A 12675-nucleotide genomic window follows, 5' to 3' on the forward strand; every position below is an offset into this window, starting at 1 on the left:
AATACCAATCAAAGGCAGGGGATTTCCCCTGCCTTTTTTATAGATTATAATAATCCATTTAATTTCTATTTATAACTAAGTTATGAAAATAAAGAAATTTTTTTATAGCCTAGGAATTACTACAAGTTTATATTTTTATACAAATGCAAATGCTGTTGACAATCAGAAAATCATTCCTTTTATTGAATATAAAAATATCACTATAACTCCAGCAGATTTTAGAGCTGCCCTCGCTGGGTATCCTTACCAATATCGAGAAGAAATTGCACAACATACTAAACAAGTTAATGATATTATCAATCATGTTTTTTTATATCGAGTACTGGCTCAAGAAGCGAGAGATCTAAAGTTAGAACAAGATCCTGAAGTGCAGAAGCAAATCCAAATTGCGATAGAAACAGCCCTTGGTAAAGCGAGGTTAAACCTATTACGCCAGCAAGCACTGGCTAAAGATCCAGATTATGAGACTCTTGCTAAAGAACAATATCAAGCCAACAAAGATCAATATCAATTACCTGCACAAGTAGAAGTTGCCCATATTATTATTAAACCTAAGGAAGAGAGTGAGGTAGCTGAAAAACAAGCAAGCCAACTTGCCGAAAAAGTGCGTACTATTGCTCTTGAAAAAAAACAACCTTTCTCTGATTTAGCGCTTGAATATTCCCAAGATCCTAGCGTAAAAGAAAATAAAGGGGATGTAGGTTGGATCTCAAAAGGGGATACGGTACCTTCTTTTGAAGAGGCTGCTTTTGATCTAGAAAAAATAGGGGATATTAGCCCAGTGGTGAAAACTAAGTATGGCTATCATATCATTTCCTTAAAAGGTCGCAAACCTGCCCGATTACAATCTTTTACGGAAGTTAAAGATAGACTTATCCAAGGTATTAAAACCGATTACAAAGAGCAAATTACCCAGCAACATATTGAAGCTATTAATAAAGCGAAAGAAGTAGAAGTTAATTATGAAGCAATTAATGAATTTATTCAGTCCATGAAGCAAAAAAATAAAGATAGCAATTCTTAGGACAAATCCTAATAAATTTTACTTCTCTACTAAAATAATCAAAAAATAGATACCTATTATTAATCCAACAAGGAGATAATATAGAATGAAAAAGACAAAACTAGCTACTGCCTTAGCTTTAGCGACAGTAGGTGCTGGAGCATGGCAGGGTGCTCAAGCAGTTAATCTAAACCCTGATGGGTCAGGCGATGCCCTCTATTTTCCTTACTATACTGTACGGACTTCTGATAGTGGCAGTGCTATGACCACCTCTATCGTAATTGTCAATACCACCAATCAAACTAAAGAAGTCAAGGTTCGTTTTAGGGAAGGAAAAAACAGCTGGGAAGTCTTAGACTTTGATCTCTACCTCTCTCCTCAAGATGTATGGACCGGTGCATTAACTATGAGTCCAAATGGAGGGGGTATGCTCTCTACCTCTGATACATCCTGTACTGTACCTGCCATTCCTCAAGGGGGGGTAGAATTTATTCCCAGTGAATTCTCTAATCAGAGCTCCTCTGTTTATTTCCCCGATGGTGGTGGAGAGGGGTTAGATCGTACTACAGAAGGCTATGTAGAAATTCTAGAGATGGGGGTTATCAATGATACTAGCGAAGCTGCTACGGGAACTAATGCGAGTTTAAGCTCAGGACAACAATTTACCCCAGCCACTTGGGCTAAGCATAATAGTGCAGGGACACCTAACAATTGCCAAGCTTTAGTCAATGCATGGACCAATGGTATATGGTCTACCACAGGTAATACTGCTGGAGTCAGCGAGCCCACCGGTGGGTTGATGGGAGAGGCCAATATTATTGATGTGGCTGATGCGGTCAACTACGGGATCAATGCGGTTGCTATTGATCGTACCTTCCAAGGAGTCGGTACAGCTAACCATGTACCGCTAGGTACCGATGAGCCTAATCTGGCCAGTGCAAGTACTATCAGTAATGTCTTTACCCCAGGAGCATCTAGCCAAGTTGCTACTGATACTTGGAATGGTAATTTTGGATTTGCAAAATACTTGTCCACGCCTAATCACCCAGTGCTTATGAATGGCTGTCCTACCAATGGGGTGGATGCGGTCAGTGCAACTTTAATGCACAGTGCAATTATGAATCAATATACCATTGATACTAGCTTAAACGCTGGAACCGATTGGGTGATTACCCAACCTACTAAATGGTATTATGTGCCATTTCAAAATCCAAGTAGCTCCGGTTCTGGTGGTTCTAGCGGCACTACCATTGATGGAGATCAAAATGGTAATGTAAATACTTTCTGTACAAGTGCAGGCGTTTCTAACCCAAGTAGTGCCCCTGCTTCAGCAGTTGCTCCTTATACCGTTGTATTCAATGCCAATGGGAAAGGTACAGCTCCAGAGCCTATCAATGCCACCATTTATGGCAGAGAAGAGCAAGTGGCTATTGGTCAAACCAGCACCATCGGTTTTTCTCCACGTCCTGTATCCCAGGGGGTGAGCAACGAATTACCTTATGCAGTAACGGTGCTAAGCTTCAATAGTCAAACTAATACCTCTGTATTAGGTTCCCAGCTACTCAATGTTATTCAAAGTAGTGGTAATGTGCAGCCTAGTGGTTGGGTTAATCTTGATTTAACACCTGGCCATACTATGAAAGGAACTAATACGTTTCTTGGCTTACCTGTGATTGGATTTGCAGTAGAGCGATTCCAAAACGGTGTGGTACAAGCAGGGGTGCTTAATAATTTTGGGGCTGAGTTTGTCCATACCTATGAGCGCTGTGTTAATGGCACCATAACAAATGGTGTATGTAGTACTGGAACATCTGGCATTGGTACAGGCACTGGCACTGGCACTGGCACTGGCACTGGATCAGGGGATAACACTGGTACTGGCACAGGTACAGGTACAGGCACTGGATCAGGAGATAACACTGGTACAGGTACAGGCACTGGATCAGGGGATAACACTGGTACAGGCACAGGTACAGGTACAGGCACTGGATCAGGGGATAACACTGGTACAGGCACAGGTACCGGCGGTAGTTCTTAAGTCACTACATCGAAATCATACAAATTCCTTTAAGGAAATATTCTTCAGGGGGCAAAAGCCCCCTGTTTCTTTTTATGGCTATGATAAAATGCCTTAATGATAATGTTGTCTATTTTTCAATCCCGAAGTATTCTTTATCAGCTTTGGCTACGGGAGATTAAAAGCCGGTATCTAGGTAGTATCAGCGGTTATCTTTGGGTCTTTTTTCAACCTGTTGCTCAGCTTGCACTTTATGCATTGGTCTTTGCTACTATTTTTAAAGTCCGATTTCCCGAACTAGATCAGCATAGTTTTGTAGAGTTTGTTGCCATCGCACTATGGCCTTGGCTGGCCTTTCAAGAAGGTATTCAACGAGCATTAGGCGCGATTACCAATAATGGAGCTTTGATTAAAAAAGTCGCTTTACCATCAGAATTATTGATTTATAGCAGTGTAGGAGGGAGTTATGCTGTTCATGGTGCAGGATTTTTATTCATTCTAATTCTCTTAAAAGCATCTGGTGCATATATTTATCTGGCTATGCTCTCTTGGGTCATTTTATTACTCGGGTTATTACTTTTATTTACCTTAGGGCTTGCCTTAATATTAGCTACGCTCCAAGTGTTTTTTCGGGATATGGAGCATATCTTAGCTTCAGTACTCATGCTTTGGTTTTACGCTTCTCCTATTCTCTACCCTATCTCTTTGGTACCTGAGCCCTTTCATACTTTATTATTACTGAATCCCTTAAGCTATTTTTTTGATCATTTTCGGGAACTATTGTTGTTTGATCAGTTCAATTTTTCTTTACTCGATGGGGTTGCCACTTTTCTTAGCTTTTCTCTCTTTTATGTAGGCCTATGGTTTTTTCGCCGCTGTGCCAGCCAGTTTGAGGCTTTTATATAAGATCCATAGTTTCTTTTCTTATGGAAAAAAAGCGATTAATTCAAGTAGAAAATTTAAGTAAATTTTATCCTAAACTTTCCACCACTTCCCATCGATTTCAAGCCCTTAAAGCTATTTTAAGCGGTAAAAACAATTATCCTGCCCATCCTGTACTTCAAAATATTTCTTTCTCTTTATACCAGGGAGAATCCCTAGGGATTATTGGAGAGAATGGGGCAGGAAAATCTACATTATTGAAGCATATTGCAGGCGTAGTGCAACCTTCTCAAGGTAAGGTGCAGATATTGGGTCGCATGGGTGCGTTGTTAGAATTGGGTGCAGGATTTCATCCAGAATATACTGGACGGGAAAATTTATGGCTCTCTGGTGCGTTAATGGGGATGAGTCAAAGGGAAATTAAAGCCAACCTTGAGCAAATTATTAGCTTTGCTGATATTGGATCTTATATTGATTCCCCTATTAAACATTATTCCTCTGGGATGGTAGTTCGCCTTGGGTTTGCTTTAATGACTGCCCTAAAACCAGAAATTTTAATTACCGATGAAGTACTAGCGGTAGGCGATGAATCTTTTCAAAAAAAGTGTATTCAGTGGCTTGAAAATTACTTAATCCAAGGTGGTACCTTATTACTTTGTTCCCATAGCATGTTTCATGTACAGAAACTATGCCGTCAAGCCCTTTGGATTCATCAAGGTCAGGTCATGGACTATGGTGATGCCTTTGCGGTGACCCAAGCCTATTTAAGTTACCATGAAGAGAAAGATAGAGCTAAAATTTCAGCCTCTAACATTCCTATAAAAAATACCACATCCACCTATCATCTTACAGAATTGATGGTGGAAGGAGATAGTCAAAGTCAATATCCTCAAGTGAGAATGGGCGGGCAACTTAAAGTCGAGGGAACTATTTATTCTCCCGATAATCGCTCTCCAGTGGTAGCTATAGGGATCATTCGTGCTAATGGAGCAGAAATTTATGGCTTCACCTCTGATGGGGATCAAATTGCTCTTCTACAGATGGTGGATCATCTTTTTGCTTTTCAGTTGGTGTTTCCTAATGTTGCCTTATTGCCGGGTAAATATACTCTTCGTGTTCATGGGATGGATCCAGAAGGAGTACGGCTGTTTGATACTATGGAGCAACCTTTTCAAGTAACTGGGCAAACCCGAGAATTAGGCTTATGCCGGCTTAGCCATGAATGGCAGTAGTAGGTTTTTGCCTGTTCGATTTAAACAGGAAGCTAAGGATTTTTTAGAACGAATCCTGATACCTAGTGTGGCAATAGGACTGCCTTGGTCTTGGGCTTTTCGTTTTTTTAAATGGGCGACAGCGTACTGTCAGTGGCTTTATAGTAGCCAAGGGAAAATTGCCCTTATGGAAGCCCAAAAAGTCATCACGATTAATCATCCAGAACAGTGGTTACAGACCTATCGACTGATTCAGCTGATTGATCAAGGAGATTTATATTTATCCCGATTTCGCTCTAATGGTTGGCTGAATCGTTATGTAAAGGTTACCGGTACTTGGCCTAAACCTCCTTTTCTTGGAATTACCTTTCATTGGGGAGCTGGATTGTGGTCTTTGCGTCATTTACAATCTCAAGGTATAAGTGCTACTTATCTATCTGCTCGCTTTAACAGAGCCAGTTTTCCCCAAAGATGGATAGCCTACCTGTATACTCGGCTGCGCATTAAGGAAATTGAGCAAGCAAGTGGTGGATCAGTAATTTATAAAGGAGGCAGTATTGCTCAAATGCAAGTAGCAGTCCAAGAAGGTAAGGCAATTACTGCATTAATTGATGTGCCACCTCGGGAAGTAGGTGTTTGTTTGCCCATTCGTTTATTGAATCGTCAAGCTTGGTGGCCCAGTGGTTTAGTCAAGTTTGCAGTACGAGAGGAGATTCCTGTCGTTGCTTTTAGCATGCAGATGGATTTAATGAATGGAATTCGACAACTTCATATTAGTCCAGAGTTACCTAATCATGATCCTCAAACGCTAATAGATAGTTTAGCAAGTTATTTTTCCGACTTACTTATCCAAACGCCCTCTGCATGGCATTGCTGGAATTTGGTGCAGGAGTTTTTTAAAAATAAAACTCCTAAGTAAAACAATAAATTTCATTAGATCTTAAATAATGGCTGATCGATTAGGATTTCCAAGAGTGGTAGATTCTTTTCTGGGGATTGATAAGTTAGGTAAGGATTGCCAAATTAGTCCTACCGTGACCGTTATGCGTATAGGTGTATCTAAGTCAGATCAACAAATTGTGCTCGGCAATCAAGTGATTTTATTTGATTATATCCGCTTAGTACTTGGAGATACGGTATTACTTCCCAGTGCTCAATTAATCATTCAAGATAAAACTATTATTAATGTAGGGTGCTATCTTTCTGGGGAAGGAGGATTAATTATTGAAGAAGAAGTGCTCATTGGCCCTCATGTACGGATTTTATCTGCAGGTCATGAAATTCATCAAGGTAGCCCTGTAGTCTCTCATAATGAGATCACGCATGCACCTATTCGTATAGGCCATGGTGCTTGGGTTGGTGCAGGAGCAACCATTTTGCAAGGTGTTGATTTAGGAATAGGTTGTGTAGTGGGAGCGAGTAGTGTAGTTACTCGATCTATTCCTCCCTATGGCGTAGCCATAGGTAATCCTGCAAAAGTAAAACACTATCGACGTGGTCATAAACCTAAGCAATATTGGTGGTTTTGGAGAAATTTTATTTAAAATATGGAAACAACCCTGCTAGGTTCTCAACATATTTATACTCGGGATTTTGATCCAAAGGCTAATAACTCCTTAGCTAAAATTGCTCGCTTAGTAAAGCCTAATAGTCAGATATTAGATCTAGGTACCGGTCCTGGGGTGTTAGGTCAGTATTTAACTCGTACCTTGCATTGTACGGTAGATGGGGCAGAAAAAGATGAAGTACAAGCTAAAATTGCTACGCCTTTTTATCGCCAGCTTTGTCAAATTAATTTAGAACAAGCAGAGCTTAGGGCATTATTTCCGCAAAAATACGACTATATTATTTGTGCTGATATTCTGGAACATTTAAGAAATCCAGAAGCAATCGTATGCCAATTTCCTGACCTATTGCTCCCTGAAGGTAGGGTGTTGCTTTCCATTCCTAATATTGCCTATGCTGGGGTAATCGCTGGTTTACTGGCAGGGGATTTTTCCTATAGCCTAGAAGGATTGTTAGATACAACCCATGTACGATTTTTTACCCGTAAATCCCTCCTCGCTTTCTTAGCGCACCATAATTTAGCGATATGCTCCATGGATACGGTATCTTGTGATGTAAGGGATAGTGAATTTCGGCAATATTATGTGGATACTTTACCGCCTCAAATTTTTAATTTGCTTAGAGTCTATCCAGATAGTTTAACCTACCAATTTATTGTTGAAGCAAAAGTAGGACAGCATGAGGAAGTGACTCTCTTAGCAAATGATCATCTTCCGAATCAATTTCATTTTTCTACCCAAGTCTATTGGAAATTTGGCAAAGAACCTTATAAAGAGAAAAACAGTAATTATGCTTTAGGAGTCATTGGAGAGAAGCATCAAACTATTTCTTTGCTTATTCCCCCAATGGATAAACTGCCCAGTGGTTTTCGGGTAGACTTAGCAGATCGCCCTGGATTTTTACAACTCTATGAAATTATTCTATATAATCAAATTAATGATAAAGTTTGGCATTGGAAAAAAAGTAGTGCACAGTTACAATTCAATGTAATTCATCAAATAAATTTTATAGATGAAGTAATAAATAATTTTGATACCAATATTTTGCTTACTGGAGACGATCCTTATTTTGAATTACCTCTTAGTGAAGATCATTTAAAATCTGTTCAAAGTGGAGGATATTTAGAATTAAAGCTATCTTGGCCTATGTCAGCAGATTTTTTAGCCCTATCTCAAGAAATCAACCAAAGAGATTGTAAAATCATAGAACAGGATAAATTGATTGAATGGCATCAAGAGCAAGCTAAAATTCAAGATAGTGTCATTAATCTTAAAGATCAACAAAACAAAGAAAAAGATTCACAGATTAATCTACTCACTCAACAAAACGAAGAAAAAGATTCACAGATTAATCTGCTCACTCAACAAAACAAAGAAAAAGATTCACGGATTGTTTATCTTTTAGATGAGATAGCGCGATATGCTCTGCTTTCTGATCAAATTCAATCTTTAAATAAGCAGTTCAATGAGCAAAATAAAATAATTCAATCCTTAGAATTTCAACTTGCTTATCAAAATAGTTGGCTAGGTTGGTTACGCCGGCCTTTTCGACCTTTAAGGAAAAATTACTTGAAAATTATCAACTTTCTTAAGTTTTAAATAAGATAGTAAATGGGTACACAAGAACTTATTGATATTATTATTCCTATTTACAATGCCTATGATCAGCTCATCGCATGTTTGGAGAGCGTTTGGCAGCATACAGAAGATAAGGATTATCGGCTTATTCTCATTGATGATAAATCGACTGATCCTAGAATTCAGGATTTGTTTCAAGATTTAAAAGCAAAAAATAAACTCAATATCCTGTTACTTGAGAATCCAAAGAATAAAGGATTTGTGGCTACCGTCAATTATGGAATGAGATCAAGCGATCGGGATGTGGTTCTTCTTAATTCTGATACCATCGTAACCCTAGGTTGGCTAGATAAACTTAAAAAATGTGCTGCTTCTGACCTTAAAATTGGTACCATCACTCCATTTTCTAATAATGGGGAAATTTGCTCTTTTCCTCAATTTTGCCAAGAAAATCCGGTTCCAGAAAATTTAGAATTGCTGGTTCAGGCGATGGAAATGGCCTTACTGCCTAGCAAGCTAGATATTCCTACGGGGGTAGGGTTTTGTCTTTATATTCGTCGTCGTTTATTAGATACGATTGGTTTATTTGATGAAGAGACTTTTGGGCGAGGCTACGGGGAAGAAAATGATTTCTGTATGCGTGCTATAGCTAAAGGATATCGAAATGTATTATGTCCTGATGCCTATGTAGTCCATGTAGGTAGTAGCTCTTTTGGCGAGGAGAAAAAAGCCCTTGCAGAAAAGCAAATGGCGGCTTTATTGAGAAAGCATCCTAGTTACCTTTCTCAAGTCACTCAATTTATTAAAGCAGATCCCATTAAGCCTATTCGACATATTATTCAAACTCAGTTTAACTTACTTGCTAAATCAAACAAGTTAGGTATTCTTCATGTGCTTCATGGTCACGGAGGTGGTACTGAAAAATATGCTCGAAATATTGCTTATGCTACTCAAGAATATCGGCATTATTTTTTAATTGCTCTCAATGATGAATGGATTATTAAAGAAATTGATAGGGAAGGTGAGCAACGAAGCTATTGCTTTAAGCGCCAACAGGATGAGTTATGGATAAACCTATTTGAGTCCCTATGTGGATGGTTAAATATTAGCTTTTGTCATATTCATCAGATCTCTGGTTGCCGAGATGGATTATTATTTGTTTTTTCTCATACTTCTATTCCCTATGGGGTGAGTCTCCATGACTTCTTTTTAGCTTGTCCTACCATTAATTTACTGAATGATAAAAAGAAATTTTGCTATGGAGTCACTGATCTTAGCCAATGCCAAAGATGCCTAAATGGACAAGATTTTTTGGCTGAGATTGACATTGATAATTGGCGATCCCAGCATAGGGATTTTTTGGAAAAAGCTAAATTTATATTGGCACCTTCTCAATGGGTAGTGAATATTTTTGCTCAATATTTCCCTAGTGTTTTAATCAATCATGTACCTAATCTGCATAATGTAGATTTTTCCCCTACTTTGATTGGAGAGGAACGATGTTTTTTACTTCCCCAAGATGGCGTTACTCATATTGGGGTAATCGGTGCAATTAGTGGAATTAAAGGGGCTAGGAACTTAGAGTGGTTAGTGGAGAAAACAAGAAAAAGAAAATTGCCTATTCGCTGGATTGTGATTGGTTATACGGATCGCCAGTATGAAGCTTATCAAAGTAAAGATTATGTATTTACACTTCATGGTCCCTATCAGCAGGAAAATATTGTTCATCTATTAAATTGCTATTGCATTTCTTTAGTGGTTTTTCCGTCCACTGGCCCAGAAACTTTTTGCTATGCTCTTTCTGATGCTTGGGTTGCAAATAAACCGGTACTTGTACCGCCTATAGGTGCCTTAAAAGAGCGAGTAGAAAATAGGCAAGGCAGTGGCTGGATTATGGAAAATTGGCCTAATCTAGAATCAATACTGAATCAAACGGTGCAAATTGCAACCCAGCTTAAAGAAAAAGAAGATTTTTTAGTAAAAAAACAAGATAGTTACCCGGATCTAGAAGAAGAACAGTATATTACTCATCTGCTTAAACAGTATTATCAGCAGCATCATTTATCTGACTCTACGGTTGCACTAGATAAAGTCTCATCTCAGCGAATTTATGAAGCTGCTTGCCTAGGAGTAGGTATTACCTATGATAGAAAATCAGAGGGGTTATTTAAGAAAGTTATAATTAAAGTATTAAAGATAGGGATACGTTTCCGCTATACGCCACTTGGGCGATGGGCAGAAAAACAATTACCTGATTCTTGGCACTATCGCTTAAGGCGGTTATTACTTGGAGGTTAAAATAAGTGATGGCATGGATAATTTTAATGATTGCTGGTTTATTTGAAATATGTTGGGCAGTGGGTTTGAAATACACAGAGGGGTTTAGTAAGTTTTGGCCTAGCCTATTTACTTTAAGTGCTATGATTGCCAGTATTTATTTATTGTCTCAAGCACTTAAGACTATTCCTATAGGCACAGGTTATGCTGTTTGGACAGGGATTGGTGCAGCAGGGACAGCGATTTTAGGGGTTATTCTTTTTTATGAATCGGCTGCTTTTCCTCGCTTGATTTGTATCGCTTTAATTATATCTGGCATCATAGGGCTTAAACTCACGTCCCCATAACAGCTTATTTATGAATATTCATTATTTTCAACATGTGTCTTTTGAAACTTTAGGATCTATTGAACCTTGGGTACATAGCCATCATCATCGTTTATCAGGCACCAGATTTTATCAAGGAGAATCCCTTCCTAATCTTGAAGAGATAGACTGGCTCATCGTAATGGGTGGGCCTATGAATATCTATGAGGAGAAAACATATCCTTGGCTTACCCAAGAAAAAAAGTTTATTGAACAAGCTATTAAAGCAGGTAAAGGAGTAATAGGAGTTTGCTTAGGGGCACAGCTTATTGCAGATGTATTTGGCGCTTCGGTGATAAAAAACCTTGATAAAGAAATTGGTTGGTTTCCCGTAGAATTTATGCAAGAGGCAAAGGATAGTCCTTGGCTTAATGTTTTACCTCAAAAGTTAGAGGTATTCCATTGGCATGGAGATACCTTTACTTTACCAAAAGGAGCAATCCATATCGCTCAGAGTAAAGGCTGTATACAGCAGGGATTTATTTATCATGAAAAAGTACTTGCTCTACAATTTCATCTAGAAGTACAGGCTGACAATATACAAAAACTCATTAAGCATTGTGGAGATGAGCTACAATCAGGAAAATATATTCAAACTCCTAATGAAATGCTCGGCAAAGAAGAAGGGTTTAAAAGAGCTCAGGAAGTTATGGTAGCTCTATTAAATAAATTACCGACTTAAATTAAAAAAATATATAGCAAGTAAATAGAGGATAATATTATGAAAAAATTAATTGCTATGGAATGTGAGGCTTGTAGAGCGGATTCTTCTTTAATTACGGAAGAAGAAATTAAAATGCTATCTCCACAAGTTTCAAAATGGAATATAATCGAGGAGGGTAATATTTTTCGTCTTCGACGAGTATTCTCTTTTAGTGATTTTATCACTGCTTTAGAATTTACTAATAAAGTAGGAGAAATAGCAGAAACCTACAATCACCACCCAAGTATTTTAACCGAATATGGAAAAGTCACTGTGACTTGGTGGACTCATAAAATCGAAGGACTCCATAAAAATGACTTTGTTATGGCAGCTAAAACGGATCAATTATTGCCTTTTAGCTAAACTAAATTTTTAGGGGAAGTAATTTTTTTATCAATAATTGATGTAGCCGATCATCTTGGATAAAATGAAGAAAGCTATCTATAGGTGGTGCATAATAGATCATCGTTCCGGTAAATAAATAGAGTAATAAGGTTTTTATTGGAGCTTGTAAGCTACCTAAGCTTAATGCAGTACCAAAAGAGCGCTTTAATCGAATTCCCCTAAGATCTACACTATAGAGCTCATCTAAAAGAAGGTGAGTAATAAAGCCTAGCAATAGAAAAGTACCACTAAACCAAGCCTCTAAAATTGAGATACTCAGAATATACCTTGAGGTAATGACAAAGGTTAACGTAATGGCTATTCCCATTGGAATAGAGTGGATAAGCCCTCGGTGTATGGTCAGTCGAGTAAATAAGGAAGCTAGTCCATAACGAATTAGAATAAATATACCCACCCATACTAAAATAAGCTCTAGTAAAGAGAGACTATAAATGATATTCCCATACAAAACACCAAAAAAGCCCATAGTGATTCCTAGAGTATTAAATATCCAGCGGATGGCAATAGAGCTTTTAGAATCAATGTCTGGCAAAATACCGCCAATCACTCCTAAGATAAAATAAGCGGTTAAAGTAGATATAGGGAAAGTACGGGTAACCATTAAGGCAGTAATACCAATACCGCTTACTATCATTGCACCAGTTATGTGGGTATTGAAATTTGCCATAT

12 protein-coding genes are annotated in these 12675 nt (G+C 38.3%); 11 read left to right on the forward strand and 1 reads right to left on the reverse strand.

What is annotated here, in order from left to right:
- Window positions 1-82 precede the first annotated feature (82 nt).
- From NSCAC_RS00575 to NSCAC_RS00625, 11 genes are all read left to right on the forward strand, one after another.
- Window positions 83-1024 carry a peptidylprolyl isomerase gene (locus tag NSCAC_RS00575; protein WP_197744520.1) on the forward strand — a complete coding sequence of 314 codons (942 nt, stop codon included), beginning with the start codon at window positions 83-85 and terminating at the stop codon, window positions 1022-1024.
- An 85-nt stretch (window positions 1025-1109) separates the two neighbouring features.
- Entirely contained in the window at window positions 1110-3041 is a 1932-nt protein-coding gene (locus tag NSCAC_RS00580; protein WP_197744521.1) for a hypothetical protein, read from the forward strand.
- Between the two features lie 102 nt (window positions 3042-3143).
- On the forward strand, window positions 3144-3926 hold the full coding sequence (locus NSCAC_RS00585) for an ABC transporter permease (RefSeq protein ID WP_232085938.1): 783 nt from the start codon (window positions 3144-3146) through the stop codon (window positions 3924-3926).
- Window positions 3927-3946: 20 nt separating this feature from the next.
- The gene (locus NSCAC_RS00590; protein ID WP_197744522.1) at window positions 3947-5134 is read left to right on the forward strand and encodes an ABC transporter ATP-binding protein; all 1188 of its coding nucleotides are present in this window, start codon (window positions 3947-3949) and stop codon (window positions 5132-5134) included.
- Between the two features lie 7 nt (window positions 5135-5141).
- Window positions 5142-6032, forward strand: coding sequence for a hypothetical protein (locus tag NSCAC_RS00595; RefSeq protein WP_232085939.1), 891 nt, complete (start codon window positions 5142-5144; stop codon window positions 6030-6032).
- 28 nt (window positions 6033-6060) lie between these two features.
- On the forward strand, window positions 6061-6657 hold the full coding sequence (locus NSCAC_RS00600; protein ID WP_197744524.1) for an acyltransferase: 597 nt from the start codon (window positions 6061-6063) through the stop codon (window positions 6655-6657).
- Between the two features lie 3 nt (window positions 6658-6660).
- Window positions 6661-8277 (forward strand): methyltransferase domain-containing protein, encoded by a 1617-nt coding sequence (locus tag NSCAC_RS00605; protein WP_197744525.1) that lies wholly within the window; start codon window positions 6661-6663, stop codon window positions 8275-8277.
- A 12-nt stretch (window positions 8278-8289) separates the two neighbouring features.
- Window positions 8290-10554, forward strand: coding sequence for a glycosyltransferase (locus NSCAC_RS00610; RefSeq protein WP_197744526.1), 2265 nt, complete (start codon window positions 8290-8292; stop codon window positions 10552-10554).
- Window positions 10555-10562: 8 nt separating this feature from the next.
- Window positions 10563-10880 carry a quaternary ammonium compound efflux SMR transporter SugE gene (gene sugE, locus NSCAC_RS00615; RefSeq protein WP_197744527.1) on the forward strand — a complete coding sequence of 106 codons (318 nt, stop codon included), beginning with the start codon at window positions 10563-10565 and terminating at the stop codon, window positions 10878-10880.
- A 10-nt stretch (window positions 10881-10890) separates the two neighbouring features.
- Window positions 10891-11580, forward strand: a complete 690-nt coding sequence (locus NSCAC_RS00620) for a type 1 glutamine amidotransferase (RefSeq protein ID WP_197744528.1) — start codon at window positions 10891-10893, stop codon at window positions 11578-11580.
- A gap of 39 nt (window positions 11581-11619) precedes the next feature.
- Window positions 11620-11964 (forward strand): 4a-hydroxytetrahydrobiopterin dehydratase, encoded by a 345-nt coding sequence (locus NSCAC_RS00625; protein WP_197744529.1) that lies wholly within the window; start codon window positions 11620-11622, stop codon window positions 11962-11964.
- A 1-nt stretch (window position 11965) separates the two neighbouring features.
- Here NSCAC_RS00625 and NSCAC_RS00630 read toward each other — a convergent pair whose 3' ends face one another.
- Complete coding sequence (locus NSCAC_RS00630) at window positions 11966-12673, reverse strand: metal-dependent hydrolase (RefSeq protein WP_197744530.1); 708 nt, start codon at window positions 12671-12673, stop codon at window positions 11966-11968.
- Window positions 12674-12675: the final 2 nt, after the last annotated feature.

The organism is Candidatus Nitrosacidococcus tergens, assembly GCF_902810445.1.
Lineage (GTDB): Bacteria > Pseudomonadota > Gammaproteobacteria > Nitrosococcales > Nitrosococcaceae > Nitrosacidococcus > Nitrosacidococcus tergens.